General features: G+C 69.8%; 24 protein-coding genes. 14 read left to right on the forward strand and 10 right to left on the reverse strand.

The window, feature by feature from the left end:
- Positions 1–120: 120 nt before the first annotated feature.
- The gene (locus ACIRQP_RS35895) at positions 121–750 is read right to left on the reverse strand and encodes a DinB family protein (RefSeq protein ID WP_403898103.1); all 630 of its coding nucleotides are present in this window, start codon (positions 748–750) and stop codon (positions 121–123) included.
- Positions 750–938: a hypothetical protein gene (locus tag ACIRQP_RS35900; RefSeq protein ID WP_403898106.1), complete on the reverse strand. Its 189-nt coding sequence runs from the start codon at positions 936–938 to the stop codon at positions 750–752. The genes ACIRQP_RS35895 and ACIRQP_RS35900 overlap by 1 nt, the downstream gene beginning before the upstream one ends.
- 669 nt (positions 939–1,607) lie before the next feature.
- Between ACIRQP_RS35900 and ACIRQP_RS35905 the strand changes: the two genes are divergently transcribed.
- A complete protein-coding gene (locus ACIRQP_RS35905) occupies positions 1,608–2,222 on the forward strand; it encodes a hypothetical protein (RefSeq protein ID WP_403898109.1) in 615 nt (204 codons plus the stop codon).
- A 245-nt stretch (positions 2,223–2,467) separates the two neighbouring features.
- Here the strand turns inward: ACIRQP_RS35905 and ACIRQP_RS35910 are convergent, their stop codons facing one another.
- Entirely contained in the window at positions 2,468–3,367 is a 900-nt protein-coding gene (locus tag ACIRQP_RS35910; RefSeq protein WP_403898112.1) for a helix-turn-helix domain-containing protein, read from the reverse strand.
- Between the two features lie 222 nt (positions 3,368–3,589).
- Here ACIRQP_RS35910 and ACIRQP_RS35915 point away from each other — a divergent pair, with 222 nt between their 5' ends.
- From ACIRQP_RS35915 to ACIRQP_RS35935, 5 genes are all read left to right on the forward strand, one after another.
- Positions 3,590–4,024, forward strand: a complete 435-nt coding sequence (locus ACIRQP_RS35915) for a nuclear transport factor 2 family protein (RefSeq protein ID WP_403898115.1) — start codon at positions 3,590–3,592, stop codon at positions 4,022–4,024.
- Between the two features lie 216 nt (positions 4,025–4,240).
- Entirely contained in the window at positions 4,241–5,440 is a 1,200-nt protein-coding gene (locus ACIRQP_RS35920) for an AAA family ATPase (RefSeq protein WP_403898118.1), read from the forward strand.
- A gap of 20 nt (positions 5,441–5,460) precedes the next feature.
- A complete protein-coding gene (locus ACIRQP_RS35925) occupies positions 5,461–7,080 on the forward strand; it encodes a VWA domain-containing protein (protein WP_403898121.1) in 1,620 nt (539 codons plus the stop codon).
- 318 nt (positions 7,081–7,398) lie between these two features.
- The gene (locus tag ACIRQP_RS35930) at positions 7,399–10,638 is read left to right on the forward strand and encodes a S8 family peptidase (protein WP_403898124.1); all 3,240 of its coding nucleotides are present in this window, start codon (positions 7,399–7,401) and stop codon (positions 10,636–10,638) included.
- A 328-nt stretch (positions 10,639–10,966) separates the two neighbouring features.
- Positions 10,967–11,899 carry an aminoglycoside phosphotransferase family protein gene (locus ACIRQP_RS35935; RefSeq protein WP_403898126.1) on the forward strand — a complete coding sequence of 311 codons (933 nt, stop codon included), beginning with the start codon at positions 10,967–10,969 and terminating at the stop codon, positions 11,897–11,899.
- Positions 11,900–11,999: 100 nt separating this feature from the next.
- Here the strand turns inward: ACIRQP_RS35935 and ACIRQP_RS35940 are convergent, their stop codons facing one another.
- From ACIRQP_RS35940 to ACIRQP_RS35950, 3 genes are all read right to left on the reverse strand, one after another.
- On the reverse strand, positions 12,000–12,473 hold the full coding sequence (locus ACIRQP_RS35940) for a hypothetical protein (RefSeq protein ID WP_403898129.1): 474 nt from the start codon (positions 12,471–12,473) through the stop codon (positions 12,000–12,002).
- Positions 12,474–12,788: 315 nt separating this feature from the next.
- Complete coding sequence (locus ACIRQP_RS35945) at positions 12,789–13,448, reverse strand: class I SAM-dependent methyltransferase (RefSeq protein ID WP_403898132.1); 660 nt, start codon at positions 13,446–13,448, stop codon at positions 12,789–12,791.
- 120 nt (positions 13,449–13,568) lie between these two features.
- Positions 13,569–14,069 carry a MarR family winged helix-turn-helix transcriptional regulator gene (locus ACIRQP_RS35950; RefSeq protein WP_403898135.1) on the reverse strand — a complete coding sequence of 167 codons (501 nt, stop codon included), beginning with the start codon at positions 14,067–14,069 and terminating at the stop codon, positions 13,569–13,571.
- 89 nt (positions 14,070–14,158) lie between these two features.
- Here ACIRQP_RS35950 and ACIRQP_RS35955 point away from each other — a divergent pair, with 89 nt between their 5' ends.
- On the forward strand, positions 14,159–14,581 hold the full coding sequence (locus tag ACIRQP_RS35955; protein WP_403898137.1) for a Rid family hydrolase: 423 nt from the start codon (positions 14,159–14,161) through the stop codon (positions 14,579–14,581).
- Positions 14,582–14,872: 291 nt separating this feature from the next.
- A complete protein-coding gene (locus tag ACIRQP_RS35960; protein ID WP_403898184.1) occupies positions 14,873–15,316 on the forward strand; it encodes a GNAT family N-acetyltransferase in 444 nt (147 codons plus the stop codon).
- Positions 15,317–15,519: 203 nt separating this feature from the next.
- On the opposite strand, the gene ACIRQP_RS35965 is transcribed toward ACIRQP_RS35960, so the two are convergent.
- Positions 15,520–16,470: an NADP-dependent oxidoreductase gene (locus ACIRQP_RS35965; protein WP_403898140.1), complete on the reverse strand. Its 951-nt coding sequence runs from the start codon at positions 16,468–16,470 to the stop codon at positions 15,520–15,522.
- Positions 16,471–16,509: 39 nt separating this feature from the next.
- On the opposite strand from ACIRQP_RS35965, the gene ACIRQP_RS35970 reads away from it, so the two are divergent.
- Together ACIRQP_RS35970 and ACIRQP_RS35975 are read left to right on the forward strand one after the other, a co-directional pair.
- Positions 16,510–17,142, forward strand: a complete 633-nt coding sequence (locus ACIRQP_RS35970; RefSeq protein ID WP_403898143.1) for a TetR/AcrR family transcriptional regulator — start codon at positions 16,510–16,512, stop codon at positions 17,140–17,142.
- A gap of 120 nt (positions 17,143–17,262) precedes the next feature.
- On the forward strand, positions 17,263–17,982 hold the full coding sequence (locus tag ACIRQP_RS35975) for an SDR family NAD(P)-dependent oxidoreductase (protein WP_403898146.1): 720 nt from the start codon (positions 17,263–17,265) through the stop codon (positions 17,980–17,982).
- Between the two features lie 45 nt (positions 17,983–18,027).
- On the opposite strand, the gene ACIRQP_RS35980 is transcribed toward ACIRQP_RS35975, so the two are convergent.
- Together ACIRQP_RS35980 and ACIRQP_RS35985 are read right to left on the reverse strand one after the other, a co-directional pair.
- Positions 18,028–18,270: a hypothetical protein gene (locus tag ACIRQP_RS35980; protein ID WP_403898149.1), complete on the reverse strand. Its 243-nt coding sequence runs from the start codon at positions 18,268–18,270 to the stop codon at positions 18,028–18,030.
- A complete protein-coding gene (locus ACIRQP_RS35985; protein ID WP_403898152.1) occupies positions 18,254–18,505 on the reverse strand; it encodes a DUF6400 family protein in 252 nt (83 codons plus the stop codon). Before ACIRQP_RS35985 ends, ACIRQP_RS35980 begins: the two co-directional genes overlap by 17 nt.
- Before the next feature lie 359 nt (positions 18,506–18,864).
- Between ACIRQP_RS35985 and ACIRQP_RS35990 the strand changes: the two genes are divergently transcribed.
- From ACIRQP_RS35990 to ACIRQP_RS36000, 3 genes are all read left to right on the forward strand, one after another.
- Positions 18,865–19,575 (forward strand): ABC transporter ATP-binding protein, encoded by a 711-nt coding sequence (locus ACIRQP_RS35990; protein ID WP_403898155.1) that lies wholly within the window; start codon positions 18,865–18,867, stop codon positions 19,573–19,575.
- A gap of 7 nt (positions 19,576–19,582) precedes the next feature.
- On the forward strand, positions 19,583–20,419 hold the full coding sequence (locus ACIRQP_RS35995) for an ABC transporter permease (protein WP_403898158.1): 837 nt from the start codon (positions 19,583–19,585) through the stop codon (positions 20,417–20,419).
- 192 nt (positions 20,420–20,611) lie between these two features.
- A complete protein-coding gene (locus ACIRQP_RS36000) occupies positions 20,612–20,890 on the forward strand; it encodes a hypothetical protein (protein ID WP_403898161.1) in 279 nt (92 codons plus the stop codon).
- Between the two features lie 7 nt (positions 20,891–20,897).
- On the opposite strand, the gene ACIRQP_RS36005 is transcribed toward ACIRQP_RS36000, so the two are convergent.
- Positions 20,898–21,392, reverse strand: a complete 495-nt coding sequence (locus ACIRQP_RS36005; RefSeq protein WP_403898164.1) for a MarR family winged helix-turn-helix transcriptional regulator — start codon at positions 21,390–21,392, stop codon at positions 20,898–20,900.
- A 672-nt stretch (positions 21,393–22,064) separates the two neighbouring features.
- Here ACIRQP_RS36005 and ACIRQP_RS36010 point away from each other — a divergent pair.
- Entirely contained in the window at positions 22,065–23,021 is a 957-nt protein-coding gene (locus ACIRQP_RS36010; protein WP_403898167.1) for an alpha/beta fold hydrolase, read from the forward strand.
- Positions 23,022–23,365 lie beyond the last annotated feature (344 nt).

Raw genomic sequence — 23,365 nt, forward strand, 5'->3', positions numbered from 1 at the left:
ACGCCGCCGGCCAGGCGGGACTTCCGCGACACGCCCCGGAGATCGACGAAGCCACGCCGGGGCGAAACGCTGTGCCGACGCGCCCGCAGCGCGTTCAGCGCCACCGCCTGCGCGTCGCTCCTACGACTGGTACCGGTAGAGGTCGCGCAGCAGGGCGATCTCGGCTCCGTGGTGCAGGAGCTCCTGGTTCACCCACCAGATGACGTCGATGAACGGCTCCTCCGCGTCGCCGCCGTGCGGGTATGTGCAGTGGCCGATCTTGTCGAGCACGGCGTCGTCGGCGGCGAGCAGGGCCTCGCGCCAGGCCGCGACTGCGGCCGAGAAGCTCGCGATCGCCCCGGCGGCGTCAGGGCTGACCCGGAAGTCGTCCTTGGTGAGGGTGTGGGTGCCGTGGGCGTGGTCGGCGCGGACCGCCAGCATCTCGCCGAGGTGGGTCAGCCGCCAGGCGATGGTGGTGAAGGGCGGCGGCACGGGATGCGGCGAGGCCGCCGAGTCCCGGCCCCAGTCGCCCGCCCCCACCAGCAGGGTGGCGCGTGCTCCCGGCCCGTCCACGCGGCGGCGGACGGACCAGCAGTCGGGCACCGGCTCCCAGAGGTACTCCGCGTCGGTCATCGGGGTCGCTACGACCTCGACTCCGTTGCCACTGTCCACCACCGGCCCGTTGATCCGGCCGAGCAGGCGCTCGCAGCCGAAGTCGAACTGGTCCAGCAGTGTCACCAGGCGCGCTGGCGTCGCGACCCGACGGGTCATTACTCCTCCTTCACCCCCGCGAGTGAGCGGATTGCGGATAACGGCGAGGGAAGCAGCCACAGTACGGACAGGGCGCCATCGACCGCACGCTCAACGTCGGCAAGCAGATCGACATCACCGCCGCCACCGAGGAGGTCCTCGGGCACCGGAGCGGCAGGACCACCGCCGTACGGCTGTCGGTCGCGCATCGCGTCACCGTCGGGGCACTCGGCGGCCAGTTCCTGGAGACGACCGACCAGAACCGCGTCGACCTCGGTGACATGGCCTCGGGCGGCAACGGCATGGGGCTGGTGGGCCCGGTCACCTTCGCCGCCGACGTCACCGGCCTCCCGAGCGGTGCGAGCCCCCGGTACACACTCACCGTGGGCACGAAGACATGGCGCTCCAGCACCCCGGCGATCCGTGTGCCCCCCGGCGAACTGCTGGACGCCGCGGGACTTCCGGTGCTCTCCGCCGCCGACCGTGAGATCGCCGTCACCTTCCGGGTGCTGTCGAGATCCGGCACTACTCCACCGAGACCGGTGTCTACGGCGCGGTCATGGCCTCGGACACCGGCGCCACGTCGGACTACGAGGTCATCGGCGTGGCTCCCGCCGCGGACCGCGCCCTGCTGGTGCACCAGACGGCGCCGGGCGCCGACGTACAGGTGGAGACATGGAACACCGCCACCGACACCCTCGTCGGCCGGACCGCACTGGCCGCGAAGGACTACCAGTTCGTCGTCGGGAGGGTCGACGCCACCCGCGCCCGCGGCGCTCTGCTGCTCCGCGCGCTCGCGGACAAGACCGACCTGGTGCTTCCCGTCGACCTCGGCGACGGCACCACCGGAGCACCCATTCCCTCCGATGCCGGACGTCATGAAGGGAAGTTACAGCCTCCTGGACATCGACTCCTCGACCGGCGACGTCTACCTGGCGAAGGGCGCGTCCATCGGTATCTGCCTGGGCGCTGTCAAGGTGCCCCGGGTGAATCCGGACACCCGGAACGTGACGTACGCGGGAACCATGTCCGGCTGCAGCAACTGCTTCTCGTCCGACGGCACCGGCACCCTCTACAACCTGTCGGCCACGGCGGTCAGCACCAAGATCCGGCCCACCAGCGTCCTCGGGTCGCTCGACGTGGCGACCGGTGAGCCGCGCGACTCGGTCGCCGTGCGGCGGGGCCCGTCCGCGGGGATGGTGGTGGACGGAAAGAACCGGTTCGCGGTAGCGGCGTTCACGGCACCGGAGGGCACGAGCTACATCGGCTCGGGAACAGCCTTCGTCCCGGACAACAACGCCACCGGTCAGATGGTGATCATCGACCTCACCACCGGCGACGTGGTACGGACGATGAGCGGCTTCCGGGTCGGTGGGCACGGGGGCAGCCTGGTCCACGGGGGGCTGATGAACTCCGTCCAACTGGACCCGTCGACCCGCACCGGCTGGACGTACGGCCCGTACCACGAGCAGATCCATCAGTTCTCCTACTGATCTCCCACTGAACAGCTCACGGACCGCCAACCATCAGCCCGAAGAGGGCGCGGGGGCGAGAAGCGGTCACCGCTTCTCGCCCCCGCGCCGGCCGCCGGCCGGGAGATGGTCTCGGCGCCGGCCCGGTAGGGCAGGCATCTCGGCAGCCCATCGTGATCAGCACGTCGGACGTCCGCACCGCATCCGTGGTCAGCGCCTTCGGCGGGCCTGTGCCGTCCGTACCTTCGGCGGGCCTGTGCCGTCCGTCAGGGCTGCCGGGGCGACGATCCACTCGTGGTTTCCGTGTCCCGCTCCTGTCCGGTCGTGGCGGACCAACTGGCGAGCAGCTTCAGACCGTCCTCGGCGGCGGTTCCAGGGCGCGCGCTGTAGACGACCAGGCTCAGGCCGCTTTCGTCCGGCAGGCTCATGGTCTCCTGATCGAGTTCCAGGTCACCGACGAGCGGATGGTTGAGGCGTTTCGTGCTCTCGCGGAAGACATGCACGTCATGGGATCCCCACAGCACGCGGAAGGCGTCACTGCGGGTGGAGAGTTCACCGATCAGGTTCGTCAGTTCCCGGTCGTAGGGGTTTTTCCCCGCCTCGATGCGCAACGCGCCCACGGCGAAGCGGGCCATGCGCTCCCAGTCGGCGTAGAACCGCCTGGCCGCGGGGTTGAAGAACGCGAATCGGGCTACGTTCCCTCCGCAGGTCGGGTCGGTGTACATGTCCGAGTACAGCGCCCGGCCCAGCGGATTGGCGGCCAGCGTGTCGAGGCGGTTGTTCATCACGTACGCCGGCAGCTCCGGCATCCCCTCGATGATCCGCGCCACGCTCGGCCGCACCTTCGGCAGAACCTTCCGCTGCCGTGCCCGCGCCTCGGGCGCCGGTCCCGCGGCGCGGGCGAGGTCGTACAGGTACATGCGCTCGGTGTCGTCCAGCCGCAGGGCCTGGGCGAGGGCGCCCAGCACGCTGTCGGAGACACCTCTGAGGTTGCCGCGCTCCAGGCGCGTGTAGTACTCGACGCTCACCCCGGCGAGCGTGGCGACCTCGCCCCTGCGCAGTCCGGGCACCCGCCGCTGACCGTACGCCGGCAGACCCGCCCGCTCGGGGGTGATCTTGTCGCGTCGGGAGCGAAGGAAAGCGCTGACTGCCTCCCGGTTGTCCATGAGGACAGGGTAGACAGGCCGCGCGACGGGTGGGTGACCCTGCCAGTACCCCTCACAGCGAGGACTCCCTCGTCACGGCCGTCTCCCGTTGCATGGTGCGTGCCCCGATCACCCGGGGCCCGACCGGTGCGAGGTCGTACGCGCCCCGGCCGGCCGATCTTTCCCGTACCGAGTTCCACATGAGGGCTCGAGTACCTGAACAGGACTGAAAGGGCACACAAGATGAGCAACCGGATCGAGACGGTGACGGAGAGCCCCTCGGATGTCGTGCGAGGGCTGTATGACGCGCTGAGCAAGGGCGACGTGCCGGGTGTCCTGGCCAGGCTCGACCCCGAGGTGATCGTCGACGAGCCGAACCAGCTCCCCTACGGCGGCGTGCACCGGGGCCGCGAGGTGTTCGTGCGATCGATCCTGGGCGCGATGATGGGCTACGCCGACGTCGCCATCACCGATGCCGAGGTGTTCGAGGGCCCGGCCGGCGTCATCGGAACGCTCACCGGAACGCTCACGGCCCACACCACCGGTGAGGAGTTCCCGCTGACCATGGTCGAGATCCACCGGGTCGAGGACGGCACGGTGCGCGAGATCGACGTCTACACCAAGAACCCCCACGAACTCGCCGCGTTCTACGCGCGCGCCGAGGCGGGAACCCGCTGACGACGACCCGCTTGTGCGTGAGAACGAGTGGTGCGCACCGATCGAGGGCCCGGAGGATCTTCCCGGTCTCCGCGTTATCTTGCTCGGGCAAAGGGCCGTTTCTGGGAACAGCTCGGCGTCACCGCTATCACCTCTGCTACGTGTCACTTCGTCGTGGCTTCGAGGGGAGGGCCGTCTCGTTCAGCCCAACAGAGCGTCACAGGAATGGAGTTGGCCATGGGCGCACAGGACGCGCAGGACACGGCGAAGAGGCTGCGGGCGATCAGCGACGAGGTGTCGGACCGATTCTACGAGCGGGCCGACGTGGTGCGGACGCTGATGGTGACGCTGCTGGCCGGGCAGCACTCGTTGGTGCTCGGCCCACCCGGAACGGCGAAGTCCGAAATGGCCCGGGAGCTCACGGGCAGGGTCGAAGGGGCGGCCTACTGGGAGATCCTCCTGTCGAAGTTCACCGCGCCGACGAGGATGTTCGGCCCCATCGACGTCGCCGCGCTGGCCCGGGGTGAGTACCGTCAGGTCTACGACGGCCGCGCCACGACCGCGCATGTCGCGTTCATCGACGAGATATTCAAGTGCTCCACGGCGGCGCTGAACGAGACGCTGGGCTACCTCAACGAGCGGATCTACCACCCCGAGAGCGGCGGCGAGCCGATCCGCTGCCGCCTGATCGGGGCCATCACGGCGAGCAACGAACTGCCCAGCGGAGAGGATTCGGCCGCGATCTACGACCGGCTGCTGGTGCGGATCGAGGTCGGGTACCTGGCGGACCCCTCGAACTTCGCCGCGCTGGTCCGCTCCGCCGTCAACCGCCCGGTGGCACCGACCCGGACCACCATCGAACTGGCCGCGTTGCAACACGCCGTGACCGAAGCCGTCCCGGCCGTGGACGTCCCCGACGTGATCGTGGACGCGGTGTGCACGCTGCGGGCCGCCCTGCGCCGCAAGGAACTCGTCGCCTCTGACCGCCGCTGGCGGCAGGCGGTGGGTCTGCTCCAGGCATCCGCGTATCTCGACGGCCGCCCGGAGGTCGCCGAGACCGACCTCTCGGTCCTGACTCACGTGCTGTGGGACTCCCCCGCCGAGCGCCCGACCGTCGAGCGCGAGGTACTGCAACTGGTCAACCCCGACGCGAAGGAGGCGCTCGACCTGGCCGACGCCATCGAGGAACTGGGGGCCCAGCTCGACGCCATGGCCGGGCAGTCCCGCGAGGCGCTGAGCGAGTGGGTCATCAAGAAGGCCCACAACAAGCTCGCGATGGCGGGGAAGCGGCTGGAGAGGCTGCGCGAGGAGGCGGCGGCCGCCGGCCGCTCCACCGCCGCCATCGACCGAGTCACCGGCCGCCAGCGCGCCGTCCGCGCCCGCGTTCTCGCCGAGGCCCTCGGTGCGGACGCGAGCATGGTGCAGGCCCAGCTCTGAACACCGGGGGGATCAGGCCTATGGCCAACACACCGAGCAAGCTCAACGAGCTGGCGAGCCGGGCCGGGAAGTGGCTGGGCCTGTCCGCCGTCGCTCCCGAGCGGCACACCGCGGTCGTGGTCGCGGACCGGTTCGAACAGATCGCATGGCGCGACACCTACGAGCAGTCGGCCGGGCTGCGCGAGCTGGCCGCGGAGTTGAACGAGCGCTACGACTACACCACCGACCTCCTGACCGACGCATTCCTGGCCGCCTACAAGGTCAGCCCGCGGTTGCGCGAGCGCGCGGAGATGGACCCCTCCCGGCTGGTCAACCACCGGGTCGTCACCTCGCTGGTGGAGTCGGTGGAGTTCGCCGAGCTGCACCGGGAGACGGCCGGCGACCCCTACGCCGCCGCCATGGCCGTGCTCGCCCAGGCCGCCGCGCTGCGCCCGATGCTGGAGCGCTCCCGGGGTGTCCGGGAACAGGCCGAGCATGCGAAGAAGGCCCGGCAGGACGCCGAAGGCGCGGCGCACGCCGTGGGCGCGGCGCTCCAGCAGGCCGCCGACGAGGCCGACGAGTACGGCACCGTGCCCGCACCGGCCGCCGAGGCCGTACAACTGGCGACGGAAGCGGTCGAGGCCGCCGAGGCCGCAGCGCGGCAGGCCGCCCGGGACGCCGCGCAGGCCCTCGCGGCGGCGGCCCCCGGCATCCGTGCCGCCGCGCGGAACGCGGCGGCGAAGGCCGCCGAGGGCGCGCGAAAGGAGGCCGCGCTGATGCGGGCATGGGGTGTCGCTCCCGGCGAGTTGGAGCGGAAGCCGTTCGACCAGCGCGCCCGGCTCGCCGAGCGGCTGCGCACCGGCCGTCTCGCACAGTGGGCCGAGCTGATCGGCCGTTTCCGGCAGATGGCCAGCGGTGAGCGCGCCCGCAAGGTGGAGAACGCCGCCGGTGAGCTGGTCGGCGTCACGCTCGGCGATGACCTCACCCGCGTCATCCCCTCCGAGTTGGCCAACCTCGGCCTGCCCGAGCTGCGTGCGGTGTTCGCCGCGCGCTACGCCGCCGGGGAGCTGATGCTCTACGACAGCCAGGGAGAGCAGACCACCGGCCAGGGCGCGATCATCGCGTGCGTGGACACCTCGCACTCCATGTACGAGGCGGGGCCCGGCGGAGTCACCCGGGAGGCGTGGGCCAAGGCGTGCGCCCTGGCGCTGCTGGATCAGGCCCGCCACGCCAAGCGCGACTTCGTCGGCATCCTGTTCTCCGCCGCCGACAAGATCCAGGTCTTCCGCTTCCCGGCCGGCCCGCCCGCCGGCATCGCCCAGGTGCTCGGCTTCGCGGAGACCTTCCTCGGCGGCGGCACCAGCTATCAGACGCCCCTGACAGCAGCCGGCGACGTGCTGGAGGAGGAGTTCAACGACGCCGCCAGCACGCGTGGCGACATCGTGATGATCACCGACGACGAATGCGGCGTCACCGAGGAATGGATGCGCGGCTGGAACGACGCCAAGCACCGGCTGGGTTTCCGCGTCTTCGGCGTGGCCGTCGGCACCCCGCGCGCCGCCGAAGCCGGCTCGGTCCTGGACGCCCTGTGCGACAACCTCCGCTCCATCGAGGACCTCACCGACGTCCACGCCGCCGCCGACCTCTTCCGCGTGATCTAGGGGCTGTCCCGTAATCCCCGGCGGGTGCACGACGTCAGACGCGGCGTCAGACGCGGCGTCCGGCACGCGCGCTCGCGGCGTCCGCCGTGAACATGCCGCCGACGCCGGCACGCTCACCCATCCCACGCATGCCATTGGCATGTATGCGCCATTGACATGGTCTCGCCATGACGGACAGGCTGTCGCCCGCATGTTGATCGATCATCCGCTGATATCTCAAGCCAACAGAGCCTACAGACAGGGGCGACAGTGCTGAGAAGAACACGCATCAGACCTGGCGCGGTTGCCGTAGCCGCGGCCGTGACGCTTGTGGCGGGGATGACCGGGGGCCTCACCAACGCCCCGTCGGCCGCTGCGGACACCGGGAGAACGACAGCGTCGGGGGCGGCGGCGACCGCGGTCCAGAAAGTCGCCCTGATCACCGGTGATCAGGTACTGCTGGACGAGGACGGCAGCGTTGTCGGGGTGGCACCCGCCAAGGGCCGGGCCTCCATACCCGTCCAGATCAATGAGACCGGCGGGCACACCTATGTGATCCCCTCGGACGTCGAACCGCTGATCTCGGCGGGACGCCTCGACCTGTCGCTGTTCGACGCGGCCGAGTTGAACCGTCCCGAGTACGACGACCTGGCGGACGGCGGGACACCGGTGATCGTCGAGTACGCCGCGAAGAACCCGGCCGCACGGACGCAACTGCACGCGAAGACCAGCACATCCGTCCAGGATCTCGACGCGGTGGACGGCGAGGCGCTCGTCCTGCGGCCGAAGGAGGCGGCCGGGGCATGGTCCTCGCTCACCGACACCTCGGCCGGAGTGAGTGAACTGGCGCACGGCGTGGCCTCCATCCGGCTCGACGGCGTGGCGACGGCCTCGCTGGACGTGAGCGTGCCGCAGATCGGCGCACCGGACATGTGGAAGGCGGGCTACGACGGGACGGGTGTGAAGATCGCCGTCCTCGACACCGGCATCGACACCGGCCACCCCGATATGAGCGGCAAGGTCGTCGCCCAGCGCAACTTCACGGCCGAGGCGGACGTCCAGGACCACCACGGGCACGGCACGCACGTGGCCTCTACCGTGGCGGGGACCGGCGCGGCGTCCGGAGGCGCCTACAAAGGCGCGGCGCCGGGTGCCGACCTGGTCATCGGCAAGGTGCTCAACTCCGCCGGTTCCGGCCTCAACTCCGAGATCATCGCGGGCATGGAGTGGGCGGTCGAACAGGGCGCCGACATCGTGAGCATGTCCCTCGGCGCCACGGACACGCTGGGCGTCGACCCGCTCGAAGAAGCCGTCAACGCGCTGTCGGACCGGGCGCTGTTCGTCGTCGCCGCGGGCAACTCCGGCCCTGGGGACACCACCATCGGCTCGCCCGGCGTCGCCGAGTCCGCGCTGACCGTGGGCGCCGTCGACAAGAAGGACGCGATCGCGTCCTTCTCCTCCCGGGGCCCGCGTCTGGAAGACGGCGGCGTCAAGCCCGATGTGACCGCGCCCGGCGTGGACATCACGGCGGCATCGGCCACGGGCACCCAGCCGAGCCTCCCGCATCCCGCCCCCGGATACGTGACGATGAGCGGCACCTCCATGGCCACTCCGCACGTGTCGGGCGCGGCGGCCCTGCTCGCCCAGCAGCATCCGGACTGGACCGGCCCTCAGATCAAGTCCGCGCTCATCGGTTCCGCCGAACCCGGCGCGTACAGCGCGTACGAGCAGGGCAGCGGCCGGGTCGACCTGACCCGGGCGACGAAGCAGACCGTCGTCGCCGAGCCCGTCTCGCTGAACTTCGGCCGCGTCCTCTGGCCGCACACCGACGACGAGCCGATGACCAGGACGATCACCTACCGGAACGACGGCGACCAGTCGGTGACGCTCGACCTGTCCGCCGTGGGCACCGGCCCGGCGGGAGCCGCCGCCCCCGAGGGGCTCTTCACCCTCAGCGCCCAGCAGGTCACCGTCCCGGCCGGCGGAACCGCCGCCGTCGACGTCACCGCGGACACCCGCATCGGCGGTGACGTCTCGGGCGCCCTCAGCCTCACGGTCACCGCGACCGGCGGCGGCCAGAGCGTCCGCAGCGTCGGGGGGCTCGACCGCGCGGCGGAGTCCTACGACCTCACCTTCAAAGCCATCGGCCGAGACGGCTCGACCCCCGACTACTTCGACTGGGCCGCCACGCTGACCGGCATCGGCAACGACAACTACCAGCTGATCAGAGGGGACGACGGCACGAGCACGGTGCGCGTGCCCGCCGGCGACTACGCGGTCATGGGCAAGATCTTCACGAGGGGCGACGACAGCGGATTCGGCCTGGACTATCTCATCGCGCCGAAGCTGACGGTCGACCACGACACGACCATCGAGATCGACGCCCGGCAGGCGAAGCCGATCGACGTGTCGTTGCCGGACCCGAACGCCAAGGGGTACTCCTCCTTCATGATCAACACGGTGAAGGCGCACGGAACGGAGACAACCAGCGCATTCGGGCTGGGCACGGACCTGGCCAACACCCGCACCGCCCAGATCGGTGACCCGGTGCCACCCGGCGAACAGACCTCGTACTTCCTGTCGCACTGGTACAACGGCGACACCGAATACCACCTCGCGGACACCCTCAAGGACGCCTTCTACACCGGCCACACGCAGCACGTGACCTCGGCGGACCTGGCCAAGCTGACCGTACGGCAGGGCGCGTCGGTCACCGGGGCTCCGGGACTGAACTGGACCGCCGCAACGGACATCCCGGTGGGGGCGGTCGGTTTCTACTCCGACCTGCCGAACACGAGGACGGTATACCTCCAGGGAGGCCACCGCTGGGGCGAGTACACCCAGCAACTCGCGGCCGACTCCGGCGCGGTCCAGGCCGAGTACGGGATCCCGGACAGAACGTACCGCGGAGGCGACCACTACACCGAGACCGTCAACACCGGGGTGTTCGGTCCGGCGCTCGCCAAGGGCCAGGGGCTGGTCCGGGACGGCGACACACTGACCGGCACGATCAGGCCCTTCGCCGACGGCGCGGGCCACAGCGGCGGCAGCGTGTACGACGCGGAATCGGCGTCCACCACGCTCTACCGCAACGGCCGGGAGTACGCGACCGTCAACGACGTCCTGGACGCCGCCGACTTCCAACTGCCCGCCGGCAAGGCGCGGTACCGCCTGGTGACCACGGTGGGCAGGGCCGCGTCCGGCGTCTCGTCGGTCAGCTCGACCGTCACATGGCAGGCCGAGTTCACCTCGTCCCACACAACGAAGGCAGTCGCCGTCCCGACGAGCGTGGTCCGCTACGCCCCGGAACTCGGCCTCGACTCCACGGCCGCCGCCGGCGTCCGGCAGTCCGTGCCGGTCACCGTCCAGGGATCGGCCGCCGGCCGCGACCTCGCGTCGCCCAAAATGTCCGTCTCCTACGACGGCGGCAAGAAATGGCGCCGACTCGCCGTGCACAAGGGCACGGTGACGGTGGACAACCCGGCCGCGGGCGGCTCGGTCTCCCTCCGGGCCGACATCACGGACCAGAACGGCAACGCCTTCTCCCAGACGATCATCGACGCCTACCGTACGAAGTGATCCGCCACGCCCGCACGGCAGGTCCCACGCCGCCGTGCGGGCGTTGGTCACGTGCGGGCCATCGCCGCGCGCCGTACGCCACCGGAGAGCGAGCCAGGCGACGCACCATGTCGAGGGAGTCGTCGGCGGATGGTACGACTCGCAGCCGACGCCCGCCGGCGTCCGTGCGGCGGTCTCCATAGCCCGAGCGCCGCGGGCGGCAGTGAGGCAGTCAGGCAGTGACACGCTCCGCGGAACCAGCGCCAGAACCCGAATCGTGAAGGCGGTTGTGCACGGGTCGGTTCCGGCTCACGTTCCGCGGAGCCGTCGCTGAGGGTAACGTGCTCGGATGATCGCGGTACCGGATACCTTCACACAGAGCACCGTCGAGCGCGAAGGAAAGCCTGGAGCAGCGTGGATCGCCGAACTGCCCAGGATCGTCGATGAGCTGCTGGGACGCTGGGAGTGCGTGCCGGACGGCAGCGTTACGCATGGGGGTGTCGGGGTCATCGTCCCCGTACGACGGCGGACCGAAGGGACCGCTGTCCTGAAGGTGTCGTTTCCGCATCCCGGCAACGTCCATGAGCCGGACGCCTTCGCCGCGTGGGGCGGGCAGGGAGCCGTCCTGCTGCACGAGCGCGACGACGAGAATTTCGCGATGCTGCTCGAACGGGTCCACATGTCGGCCCTCGCGGAAGTCGAAGACAGCGACGAGGTGGTGACGGTCGCGGCGCGGATCAGCCGCCGACTGGCCGTCCCCGCGCCGCCTGGGCTGCCCCGACTGCGGGACCAGGCCGACGCCTGGGAGGAACAGTTGCGCAAGGACGCCGAGGAGCTGGCACACACAGTGCCGCACTACGTCGTGGACGCCGCCGCGGCGACCGTCCGCGAGCTGGGCAACATCCAGCCGGACGTCCTCATCCATGGCGATCTGCACGCCAGGAACATCTTGCGCGCCGACCGTGAGCCATGGCTGGCCGTCGACCCCAAGGGGTACGCGGGAGACCCCGCTTACGATGGCGGCACGCTGCTCAAGTCACGCGCGTTGACACTCCTCGCAGCGGACGACCTGGGCAAGGCCGCCCACCGCACCCTGGACATCTTCGCCGAGGTCGCGGAACTCGATCGCGCACGCGTCCGGCGTTGGGCGCAGTTCCATGCCGTCCAGGCCGCGTTCTGGGGGCGTCGGCACGGCTTCCGCATCGCCCGCAGCGGACCGCGACTGGACTGGCTGACCGAGTTCGCGGACCGTCTTGCGGAACTGCTCACGAAACGAGCGTAGAACCCCCGTACTTCGCTGACGGACTCGTTGAGGTCCTGTCCGGCCGCGGGGGCGCGGCCCGGACAACGGGTCCGGGCCCCGCCCTCGACGGAAATGTCGGTCAGTCGCCGGTGTTGGTGGCCCAGACGGGCTGGTTGGCGTTGTTGTAGACGACGACGTTGCCGTCGTCCTGGACGGCGAGGTAGCGGCCCTTGTGCCAGGTTCCGGCGGCCCAGAGGGCCTTGCCGGCCTTGTTGTAGATCACGAGGTTGCCGTCTTCCTGCATGACGAGGCGGTCGGCGTTGGGGTAGACGTTCGGGGCCTGCCAGGCGGCACGGTTGTCCTTGTAGAGGACGACGTTGCCGTCGCTCTGGACGCGCAGGATGGCGCGGCCGTTGCCGGAGGTCCATGCCTGGTTCTTGCCGAGGGTGGCGGGCGCGTAGAAGCGGGAATCTGTCCGCAGGGTTTCTTGGGGCTGCGCGCTCTGGACGGTGCGGGTGCTGTCCGCGGCGTCGGCGGCAGGAACGGCGGCCAGGATGGGCAGGGCTGCGAGGGCGAGCGCGGGAAGGCCGCGCCACACGAGGTTCTTGATCACACCCCCGATTCAGGCAGCCCGCGTACGCTTGCGACAGCCCCGCGGCCACGAACTCACTCGTGTGGTCCAGCGATTTCATCGCCGAAACGACACTGCACACGCCGAACTGACGCCCTCGATCGGCGTTCTCGTGGGCAGACGGCATCTACACCGGCATCGAGGGGGCCACGGTCGCCCGCCCTGTCAGGTCCGCGTACGAACAAGGTCCGCGTACGAAACCGTTCCCCGCGGAACGCGAGCCACCTGGTGAGGCCTGCCGTAGCGACCAGGTTCGCGACGGCCGTGGGCACCGCCCACACCACGCTCCGCGGGTGCTCACGGCCGTTCGGGCTTCGAAGCGAGAAAGGTGGCGACCGTCCTCTTCGCCCCCTCGCCAGGTTCCTCCACGAGCCGCGCGGTGACCGCGAGTCCGGCCCGGTCCAACAGCCCGGCGATCCGATCCGGCGGCAGCAGGTGGGACTCGTAGGACACCGGATGGCCGCCGTACGCCCGCGTCGGACGCACATGCTCGTCGTCCCCCACGTAGCCGGCCAGCATCAGATGGCCGCCGGGCGCCAGCGTGCGATGGATTTCGGCGAACACGACGGGCAGCGAATCCGGCGGTGTGTGGTGGGCGGAGTAGTAGGCGAGGACGCCGCCGAGCTCACCGTCCCCGATCGCCAGCGCGGTCATGGACCCCACCGAGAAGTTCACACTCGGATACGCCCGCCGGGCCAGCTCGATCATCTTCGGGGACAGGTCAATGCCGAACGCGGACACCCCCAGCTCCGCCAGATGCGCCGTGACCTTGCCGGGCCCGCATCCCAGATCCGCGACCGGCCCACGGCCGGCCGCCCGCACGACTTCGGCGAACGCGGCCAGCATCGCCCGGGACAACGGATCCAGCTCCGCCGGGGTTTTGACGAGTTCCGCATAGTCGGCGGCGACGGTGTCGTACGACTCACGGACCGCGGCGAGATAGGAGGGTTCAGTCACGCGGACGACTCTAGAAGAGGGCACTGACAGCCATGGGTGAGATGGCACAGGAGGCGAACCAGATCATCCGAGACGTGGGCCAGACCGCTTGAGGCGGGACAAGGCCGAAGACAAAGCGACCTAAGACAGGTCGGCCGGCCGCACCCGCAGCTTGGCGGCGATGCGGGCGAGTGCTTGCTGGTCGGCGGCCGTGAGCGGGTCGAGCACGAACTGCCGGACCGAGCGCACATGGGTGGGCGCTGCGGCGGCGACCACGTCGTAGCCGGCGTCAGTGAGCGCGGCGACGGTGTACCGGCCGTCGTCGGGGTCGGGCGAGCGCTCCACCCAGCCCCGGTGCTCGAACCGCTTGACGACATTGGACAGGCGCGAGAGGGAGCCGCTGGCGAGGTAGGCCAGGTCACTCATCCGTAGACGGCGCTCCGGGGCCTCCGAGATGTGGCTGAGGGTCAAGTACTCGAAGAGCGTCAGGCCGGGGCCCTGCTGCAGCGGCGACTCCAGCCGGCCCGGCAGCAGCAGGACCAGCGAGACCATCCCGGTCCACGCCTCCTTCTCGTCCGCGGTAAGCCACAGCGCGTCGTCGGAGCCGTCCTTGCTGGGGTTCGGGTTCGCGGGCGTGGCCATGACGACACCCTATCGAACGGTTTTTACTTCACGCGTGAAGCGAAAGCGTGGTACGTTTACTTCACGCGTGAAGTTACGAAAGGGGCATCATGAGTAAGCTGGAGTTCTTCGCCACTCCCGGGTACGGCGAGACACAGCTGGCCAATATGCACTACAGCCAGGCAGTTCGAGTCGGCGACCGTGTCGAGACCTCAGGTCAAGGAGGATGGGACGACGACTGGAACTTTCCTGACGCCCTGGAGGACGAGATCATTCAGGCGTTCGAGAACGTCGAGCGAACCCTCGCGTCGGCCGGCGCCACGTGGCGCGACGTCATCGCCGTGAACTCCTACCACATCCCCGACTCCGCCGACTTCATCGGAGAGGTCCACAACCGCGTCATGGTGGACCAGTTTCGCACGCGCATGGGCAACCGCGCGCCCATCTGGACCGAGATCGGTGTTCCGGCCCTCGGTGCTCCAAAGATGCGCGTCGAGATTCGCGTCACCGCCGTCATCGGTCAGGGCGACTGACCGACATACCGCTGGTCGTCGTGGGTGGTCGGGATCGAATGCCCGCGGTGCCCGGGATGGAGGCCCCCGGCGGCCTGGACCGGGTCCCGGTTGTGGACGGCACCGTGCGCCAGGCCCTGTCCGATTGAGGTCGCGGCGGGGATCGGGCAGCCCGGCTTGAGATACCCATCCGCCTGGTCCGAGCGAGCGGACTGAGATACTCCGGTCATGAACGTCGAATTGACGGGAAGTGGGGCGCGATCGGACGTGCCGGTGGCCACACGGATCAGGTCGGCGCACGGCGCGAGCTGGATGCTGCGTTCCGCCACGGCAACGGACATCGAGGTGATCGCGGAGCTGCGGGCCACGGTCATGCGTGCGGATTTGGAGCGCCTTGGCCGTTACGACGAGCACCGGGTGCGGCAACGGCTGCGGGATTCCTTCTCCTCGCAGCACACGTCGATCATCATGATCGACCGCGAACTCGTAGGATGCGTCACGGTCCGGCCCTCCGAAAGCGGGCAGTGGCTGGAGCACTTCTATCTTGCTCCGCACTGTCAGGGCCGAGGGCTCGGATCCGCTGTCCTGCGGACGGTGCTGGAGCGGACGGACGCGCAAGGCCTGCCCATGAGTTTGAACGTCTTGCAGGGCAGTGCTGCCCGTCGACTCTACGAACGCCACGGATTCGTCGCGGAAGCCCAGGACCCGATCGACGTCTTCATGGTGCGCCCGCCCGGGGCGGGCACCGCCGCGTAGGTCCGACCCGCGACAGCATGACGGCCACGCCCCGGTCCGCGAGGCCCTCTGCTACGGCCGTGAGCCCGGAGGGGGCGGGGGACCATACGGGTCCCCCGCGCCCTCCGGGGATACCTGAAGTGGACGACCCCGGCCCGCTGAGCGGCATCGGGCCCGTGACCGGTTGTCGTGACCGGTTCTCGTGACCGGCCACGGGCGTCCGGTCAGCTCACCAGCACAATCTTTCCGCGGGCGTGGCGGCTTTCGCCCAGTTCGTGCGCGGCCGCGGCCTCGGCGAGCGGGAACACCGCCGCGACCGGCACCCGCAGCTGGCCTCCGTCGGCGAGCGCGACCGCGATCGCGAGGCCATGGAACGCCATCGGGTCAGCGAGGGCACCCACGGCCGTGCCCGTGTCGTCGGCCGGCGCTCCGTGCGACATGTGTACGCCGTGGGCCGCCGCGGTGACGTCGGCTATCGTCACCACGCGCGCCGTGTCCTCGGCGATGGCGATGAGGTCCGGCAGTGCCCCTCCGGCGCAGTCGAACACCGCGTCCACTCCGGCCGGTGCCAGCGCGCGGATCCGTTCGACGAGCCCCGTCCCGTACGTCGTTGGCTCCGCGCCGAGGGAACGCAGGAAGTCGTGGTTGCGCTCGCTCGCCGTACCGATGACGGTGGCGCCGCGGGCAACCGCGAGCTGGACGGCGACGGTGCCCACCCCACCGGCCGCGCCCTGCACGAGCACGGTGTGCCCGGCGCCGACCGCGAGCCGGTCGAGGACCCGGGTGGCCGTCTCGACGCTGCCGGCGGCGCCGCCCGCCTCCTCCCAGCTCCACGCGGCCGGTCTGGGCGCCCAGCCGGCCAGCACCGCGAAGTCGGCATTGGCGCCGCGCGCGGCGCTACTGGTCATGCCGAACACCTCGTCGCCGATGTCCACGCCCGTGACGCCGTCGCCGACCTCGTCCACGACGCCCGCGGCGTCGAACCCGGTCCGATAAGGGAACGTCGTGGGCACCACGTCACGCAGCGCCCCGGAGCGGATGCGTATGTCCCCGGACGAGACTCCGGAGGTCCGTACGGCGATGCGGATCTCGCCCGCTCCGGCGTGCGGCGCCTCCACTTCGGCGACGTGCACAACGCCGGGCGGGCCGTATTCAGTGAACTGAACTGTTCTCATGCGCCGACCGTAACGGAGCACCCCGTCCGTTTGACTAAAGTGAGAGCGGTGACGACACAAGTGGTAGAGAAGCTCCGCTCGGACGCCCGCGACAACCGCGGGCGCATCCTCGTGGTCGCTCGCGCGGCCTTCGCCGCCGAGGGCCTCGATGTGCCGATCCGGGAGATCGCCCGGCGCGCCGAGGTCGGTGTCGCAACCGTCTACAGGCATTTCCAGACCAAGGAAGCGCTGCTGACCGAGGCCTTTGCCGAGCAGATGGCCTCTTGCTCGGCGATCGTGGAGGAGGGTCTGGCGGCGGACGACCCGTGGAGCGGATTCCGCCTGGTGATCGAGAAGCTCATGAAGGTGCATGCTCTCGACCGAGGCTTCGCCCGCGCATTCACCTCGCAGCTCCCCCACGCGGTCGACTTCGCCGCGGACCGCGATCGCACGCTGCGTCTGCTGCTCGAACTGGTGCGGCGCGCGAAGGAATCGGGCCCCCTCCGGGGGGATTTCGTGCTGGAGGACATCAGCCTGGCGCTCATGGCGAACGAAGGCATCCGCGCCGAGTCACCCGAGATGAGGGTGGCCGCGTCGCGCCGCTTCGCGGCCCTGATGATCCAGTCGTTCCAGGCGAACCCCGTCGCGACGCCGCTTCCGCCGGCCGTCCGGCTGCCTCTCTCCAGACACTAGGTATCGAACAGCGGCCATGGGCCGGATGGACTACGCCGAATCGACGGGACCTGACCGGCCCGTTTAGCTGGACAGGGAAATACGACAGACCGGTCTGACCAATCAAAGTGAGGCGCGACCATGCCGGAGACACGCACAGCCCTGGTGACGGGCGCGACCTCCGGCATCGGCCGGGCCGCGGCGCTGAAGCTCGCCCGGGACGGATTCAAGGTCATGGTTCACGGCCGCGACGCCGAGCGCGGAGCCGCGGTGGTCAAGGAGATCGAGAGCGCCGGCGGCAGCGCCGAGTTCCTCGCCGCCGACCTCACCGACGTCCCGGCCATCGGACAGCTGGCGGCCGCGGCCGGGGACGTCGAGGTCCTCGTCAACAACGCCGGGTTCTCCTGGTTCGGCCCCAGCGCCGACCTGCCCCCCGACAGGTACGACGAGTTGTTCGACGCCAACGTACGCAGTGCGTACTACCTCACGGCCGCCATCGCGCCGAAGATGGCCGAGCGAGGCCGGGGCACCGTAATCAACCTGGGCAGCATGGTCGGGCAGATCGGCCTGGCAGGCAGCGCGGCCTACAGCGCCACCAAGGCCGCGCTCGCCGCGCTGACCCGCTCCTGGGCCGCCGAGTACAGCCCGCGGGGCGTGCGAGTCAACACCGTCGCCCCGGGACCGGCCTACACCGGCGGCGCGTCCAGGGAAAGACTCACGACCCTGGGGAAGACCACGCTTCTGTCCCGCGCGGCGGAGGCGGAGGAAATCGGGGACGTCATCGCGTTCCTCGCCTCACCGGCCGCCGACTACATCACCGGCGCCGTCATCCCCGTCGACGGCGGACGCTCAGCCGTCTGACCCGTACCGCGCACGGGCATCACGGCCGGGGCCGGGCTCGCCGTGTCAGCACGGGGGGCTGTCGTCGCGGCGGGTGGCACCCGGCCGCGTGTCCAGCGACCACATGTGTGTGCATCGCGGGCACTGAAGGTGGACGACCGGCCCGCTGTTGGAGATCAGAAAGCGCCAGTGCACTCCGCAGTTGCGGCTGTCCGCGCAGGTCGCGCAATGGCGGGCGTCGTCGCAGACGGGGCAGGCCACCCAGGCGCGGCGGGCGATGTCCGCCTGCGGGTCAATGGGCAGCCGCACGGCCCGGATCCTCTCCCGGCAGAACGCCGGCCGCCACCAGCAGGTCGTAGGTGCGCCGCTGCTCGCTGTCCAGCCCCGAGTACAGCAGCGCGTACGCCTCGTCCTCGTCACGGAGAGCGGCCACCGGATCCCAGTCGGGCCCGAGCGCGGCCATGACCTCGGCCCGTCGACGGGCTTCCTCAAGGGTCAGGTCGATCGTGAAGGGGATGAGTCCGGTCGCGTTGTCCTGGTTCATGGCGAGACTTCCGAAGTGTTGGTGGAACCCCACCATCATTACCAGGCGACCCCGGCAACAGGGAAGGGCAACCTAAGTTACGCGGGGACGGCCCGGAACGGCGCACCACCCGGTCCATCGAAGGCGCACCCGCGGATCGGCCGCCAGGGGCGGGCCGTTGCCGACACGAGGCCGCGAACGGCGGCCAGGGTCCACCCAGAGCATTGTGACGTATTTCACAAGCCGCCCGAAGACCTCGTTCTCGCGGACCGAACGCCTCCGGAGTCGGCTTCATTTCCTACATCCCCAGGATGACCTGCGCGGCCGGTTACATCCGGGGAGGGACGTCGTACCTGTCCCGCGGCTTCTAGGTTCATGCCATGACTACTGATCTGGACAGCTCCCAACAGGCCGTCGTCCGGCTGGACAACCTCCACAAGGAGTACGGTGACGCGAAGGCTCTGGACGGCGTCTGCCTGGAGATCCGTGCCGGGGAAGCGGTCGCGGTGATGGGTCCCTCCGGGTGCGGCAAGTCCACGCTGCTCAACATGGTCGCCGGCCTGGACCGCCCGACGTCAGGAACGGTGCGGGTCCACGGCCAGGACCTGGGGAAGCTGAACGAGACCGGGCTGGCGCTGTTCCGGCGGCGGCACATCGGCATGATCTTCCAGTTCTTCAACCTGATCGACGATCTGCCGGCACTGGACAACGTCGCGCTGGCCGCCCAGCTGACCGGCACGTCCGCCCGGCAGGCCCGCCGCCGCGCGCTGGAACTCCTCGACGAACTGGGCATCGCCGACCGCAGGGACACCTACCCGGCCGCATTGAGCGGAGGCGAGCGTCAACGAGTGGCCGTGGCCCGGGCACTGATGAACCGCCCGGCCCTGCTCCTGGCCGACGAGCCGACCGGCGCGCTGGACAGCCGCTCTGGCGGGCAGGTCATGGACCTGCTGATCGACCTCAACCAGATCGGGCAGACCTTGCTGATCGTCACGCACGACCCGCACCTGGCCACCCGCTGCGCCAGCCGCCTGGTCGAGGTCGCCGATGGACGAGTGGCCCGGGAAAACACGCTGGAGCCGACCACATGAGCGCCGTGTGGAGGACCGCGCGGGCGGCCGTGAAACCGTTCTCGGCCTCCTGGTCTCCGTCCTGATCGTCGGGAACGTCGTCAGCCGGGCGGTCGTCTCCGGGCACCGGCACATCGGCGTGCTCAAGTCGCTGGGCTTCACCCCGAACCAGGTGGTGGCGATCTACCTGGCGATGGTCTCCGTCCCAGCGGTCATCGGCTGTGTCATCGGCACTCTGATCGGCAACGCGGTGGCGGGCCCCCTCCTGAGGGTGGCGTTCTCCGGCATCGAAACCGGCAGCGCCATCGGCATCGGCTGGTGGCCGTCCGTCCTCTGCCTGGTGGGCATGCCCGCCCTCGTTGTCCTGGCCGCCCTGATCCCCGCCGTACGCGCGCACAGGCTGTCCGCGGCCCAGGCGATCACAGCAGGCAGCGCGCCGCGGACCGGACGCGGACTGCACATCCAGCGCCGACTCGGCGGAACCCGGCTGCCACGCGCGGTGAGCCTGGGACTGGGCCGGCCGTTCAGCAGGCCGGGCCGCTCCCTGCTGACCATGGCGGCCATCGTCCTCGGGGTCACCACCGTGACCCTGACGACCGGCCTGACCAGCACCATGGTCGCCTACGGGAACGCGGGCAAGAGCGGAGGCGCAGCCCGGATCGACGTACAGGCCGGTTCGCCCGCGAACGGCCGGACCGCCCCGAAGCTGAGCGATCGGCAGAACGAAGAACAACTGCGCTCCCTGCCCGACGCGGACCAGGTGACCGCCCACGCGCTCACCAAGGTGTCAGCGCGGGTTGTCGGTGGGCGACCGGGTCACCGTCCAGCTGAACGGCAAGCGGGCACCCGTCACCATCGTGGGTGAGCTCATGGAACGCGACGCCCAGGCGCTGGACTCCAATTGGCAGACGCCGGCGCGACTCGCCCCCGCGACAGAGGCCGCCGAGTACACAGTCCGACTCGCTCGCGGCGCCGACGTCCAGAGCTATATCAAAGCGGTCAAGACGGTCGACCGGTCCTGCATCCCGCGTCGCGGCGCTCGGACAACACCGCCACCATGACCGTTGTCGGCTTCGCGTCGGTGTTCACCGTGCTACTGACCGTCGTCGCCGCTCTCGGGGTCTTCAACACCGTCCTCATGCTGCTGACCGGAAGGATCCGCTGGAGCAGCGGGGTGTTGACGTGGGCCAGGGCGGAGTGGAGGAGGTGGAGGGCGCGTATGGACACCTCCTGGCCCGCGGCCGCCGCACGATCTTCAGGAGTCCACACAACCCCTGGTGATCACGCGGTGGACCTACCCGTTCCCAGCCGGGTCCGCCACAAGATCGCCAAATGAGAACGGATTAGCGGGAGTCCCCGTCGCCCTCGACATTGGCCACCATCTTGCGCAGCACCTTGAGCGCGGCCACGTACTCCTCGTCGCTGATGCCCTTGTGGACCACGGCGCGCAGCTCGGTCACCAGCTCACGCAGCCGCGCTCTGGCGGCCTCCCCCGCATCGGTGAGGTGCAGGCACTGCCCGGCGTCGATCCGGAGCCATCCGCGGTGGAGCAACTGGTCGACGACCCGGGCGATCTCCTGCTGCCCGCCGCCAAGGTGCGTCAGCTGGGTGACGACCTCCTGGCGGCTCGGCGCCGCGGGCCCGCCGTTCACGCGGTTGAGCACCCAGTACTGCGGCTGCGTGACGTCGATCTTGGCCATGGCGTCGCGCAGATGCCCGGTGACGGACGCGTGAGCCAGGCCGCTCCAGTAGCCGACGGGCTGAGTGGCCAGCATGTCGTCGGTGGCGGCCGGGTCTGCCGGCGCCTGGTCGGTGGTGGCTCCAGTCAGCGGTTCCATGATCGCGACGTTACATTCCCCTGGCGCACTGAACAATCGAAATCCCGCATCCACCGCAACCAAGGGCTGTCCCGTGATCCCCGGCGGGTGCGCGACGACAGCTACGGCGCCTCGCCGCGTTGTCGGAACGCCCGCATACATCCAGTAGGCGGGCGCCCCTCCGCCTTGCGACGCACCGCGGCACCCGGTTCCAGCCGGATCGCGGGTATGGCAGAACGAGCCGTCCGGTGAGGTGTTCGCGTCCGGCCGCAGCCACGGGCTGACCTCCGCAGCCAGGACCAGGCGCCCGTCCGCCGCTCTCGGCAGCGGCAGGTCCGCCGCCGCCCGACGGAGTCGCTCGACGTCGATGCGGCCGCTCGACGTCGATGCGGCCGCGGTTGAGCCCGCCGCACAAGGTGCCGTTCGATGCCGGACGTCGAACGACACGGCGAGTACCTGTTTCTGTTCCCCGGTGGCTGTCGTCAGGGGTGATGGGGCAGACGCAGGAAGTCGACGCGGTTGGCTGAACAGGCACCATGACGAGAGGGCGGAGGGGGGCAGCCCCCACCATGTGCGGTGTCAACAACAACCCCTGTGATCACCGTGGTAGCCGGATGGTTCGAGGGATCGGCTACGCCAAGGATGGTGCTCGTCCGGAAAAACCGCATCAACTGTCCCTGAGGACCACTCCTGATGAAGAACATCCTGACTCGTCGGCGCACACACCGGGTGCTGCCCACGATGCTCCTGCTGGCGGTCACGGCCGGGACGCTCACGGCCTGCGGCGGCGCTGCTCCCACTCCGGCGAATTCCGCCTCATCGGCCTCCGCAGCTCCGACCTCATCGACCTCCGCAGCGCCGACCTCGTCGGCTTCGGAACCGTCGGCCGACTCGACGCTGCACATGATCAACAACGAGGGTCGTCGTCTGGCGTTCCACGTCACTCCCGGTCATCTTCCTGCCATAGTCCTGGATGCGGGCGGGGGCCTGGACTCCTCCTATTGGAAGGACCTGGTTCCGAAGCTCGCGGCAGCCACTGGATCCGAGATCATCACGTACGACCGGGCCGGGCTCGGTGACAGCGACGAAGTGCCGGGCCCCTGGGATGTGAAGAGCGCCGCCAGCGATCTGGAGACCGGTCTGCGCGAACTCGGTGTCACCCGGAATGCAGTTCTGGTGTCACACTCCCAGGCGGGCGAGGTCGCGACCTATCTCACCGGCGCGAACCCGCGGCTGGTCTCCGGTGCGGTACTCGTCGACGCGAGCCTGCCGGAGTTCTACACCGACAGTGAGATCGCTCGTGTCGTAGCCGCGAACAAGCCGCAGGTCGACGCGGCGAAGGCGGATCCTTCCACGAAGGAGAACCGTCAGCTGATCGCCACCGCGGAGAGCTACGTCCCGATGCACCAGGCCTATCACCAGGTCTCCTGGCCCGACAGCGTTCCCGTCACCGTCATGGTGTCGGAGAAAACTCCGTTCGACGGGTCACCCGAGGACGCCCAGCTCTGGCGCGACGCCGCCGCCATGTTCGCCAAGGCCGGCCCTGGCCGAACGCTCGTCACCGCTGAAGGCAGCTCGCACAACATTCCGATCGACCGTCCCGACCTCGTGCTCAGCGAGATCGAGAAGATGGCCGCAACACGCGGATGATGCGCGCGACCGCCCGGTGCCCCGGTTGACGCACTCCCGACAGATATAGGCGAGCTCGTCGGAGGGCAGGTTCGGGGATGTGCCGTGAGCTTATGGTGAGGCCGATCGGCTGCCGGGTTGAGCGGTACCGGGGGAGAGTGAACACGTCTGAGGTCGGCGGTGGTTCGGGCGACCGTCGGTCTCCGTCCTTGTCGCGCGGTGCTGGCTGACCCGTCCGACGGGAGATGGTGCGGCCGGACCTCCCAACGGGGTTCCGGCCGCTGCTGGCGGAGAGTTGTCCGTGAACGCTCCCGGAATTGTCCGTGATTGGTAACGGAGGCATCCCTCGGCCCGCGTGCCTCGTC

It is taken from the genome of Streptomyces sp. NPDC102274 (assembly GCF_044766385.1).
In the GTDB taxonomy this organism is placed as follows: domain Bacteria; phylum Actinomycetota; class Actinomycetes; order Streptomycetales; family Streptomycetaceae; genus Streptomyces.

Excerpts from the sequence above, each read along its gene's own strand:
- ACIRQP_RS35895 (WP_403898103.1), bottom strand. The coding sequence starts at position 750 with ATGACCCGTCGGGTCGCGACGCCAGCGCGCCTGGTGACACTGCTGGAC.
- ACIRQP_RS35900 (WP_403898106.1), bottom strand. The coding sequence starts at position 938 with ATGCGCGACCGACAGCCGTACGGCGGTGGTCCTGCCGCTCCGGTGCCC.
- ACIRQP_RS35905 (WP_403898109.1), top strand. The coding sequence starts at position 1,608 with ATGAAGGGAAGTTACAGCCTCCTGGACATCGACTCCTCGACCGGCGAC.
- ACIRQP_RS35910 (WP_403898112.1), bottom strand. The coding sequence starts at position 3,367 with ATGGACAACCGGGAGGCAGTCAGCGCTTTCCTTCGCTCCCGACGCGAC.
- ACIRQP_RS35915 (WP_403898115.1), top strand. The coding sequence starts at position 3,590 with ATGAGCAACCGGATCGAGACGGTGACGGAGAGCCCCTCGGATGTCGTG.
- ACIRQP_RS35920 (WP_403898118.1), top strand. The coding sequence starts at position 4,241 with ATGGGCGCACAGGACGCGCAGGACACGGCGAAGAGGCTGCGGGCGATC.
- ACIRQP_RS35925 (WP_403898121.1), top strand. The coding sequence starts at position 5,461 with ATGGCCAACACACCGAGCAAGCTCAACGAGCTGGCGAGCCGGGCCGGG.
- ACIRQP_RS35930 (WP_403898124.1), top strand. The coding sequence starts at position 7,399 with ATGACCGGGGGCCTCACCAACGCCCCGTCGGCCGCTGCGGACACCGGG.
- ACIRQP_RS35935 (WP_403898126.1), top strand. The coding sequence starts at position 10,967 with ATGATCGCGGTACCGGATACCTTCACACAGAGCACCGTCGAGCGCGAA.
- ACIRQP_RS35950 (WP_403898135.1), bottom strand. The coding sequence starts at position 14,069 with ATGGCCACGCCCGCGAACCCGAACCCCAGCAAGGACGGCTCCGACGAC.
- ACIRQP_RS35955 (WP_403898137.1), top strand. The coding sequence starts at position 14,159 with ATGAGTAAGCTGGAGTTCTTCGCCACTCCCGGGTACGGCGAGACACAG.
- ACIRQP_RS35960 (WP_403898184.1), top strand. The coding sequence starts at position 14,873 with ATGCTGCGTTCCGCCACGGCAACGGACATCGAGGTGATCGCGGAGCTG.
- ACIRQP_RS35965 (WP_403898140.1), bottom strand. The coding sequence starts at position 16,470 with ATGAGAACAGTTCAGTTCACTGAATACGGCCCGCCCGGCGTTGTGCAC.
- ACIRQP_RS35975 (WP_403898146.1), top strand. The coding sequence starts at position 17,263 with ATGCCGGAGACACGCACAGCCCTGGTGACGGGCGCGACCTCCGGCATC.
- ACIRQP_RS35985 (WP_403898152.1), bottom strand. The coding sequence starts at position 18,505 with ATGAACCAGGACAACGCGACCGGACTCATCCCCTTCACGATCGACCTG.
- ACIRQP_RS35990 (WP_403898155.1), top strand. The coding sequence starts at position 18,865 with ATGACTACTGATCTGGACAGCTCCCAACAGGCCGTCGTCCGGCTGGAC.
- ACIRQP_RS36000 (WP_403898161.1), top strand. The coding sequence starts at position 20,612 with ATGACCGTTGTCGGCTTCGCGTCGGTGTTCACCGTGCTACTGACCGTC.
- ACIRQP_RS36005 (WP_403898164.1), bottom strand. The coding sequence starts at position 21,392 with ATGGAACCGCTGACTGGAGCCACCACCGACCAGGCGCCGGCAGACCCG.
- ACIRQP_RS36010 (WP_403898167.1), top strand. The coding sequence starts at position 22,065 with ATGAAGAACATCCTGACTCGTCGGCGCACACACCGGGTGCTGCCCACG.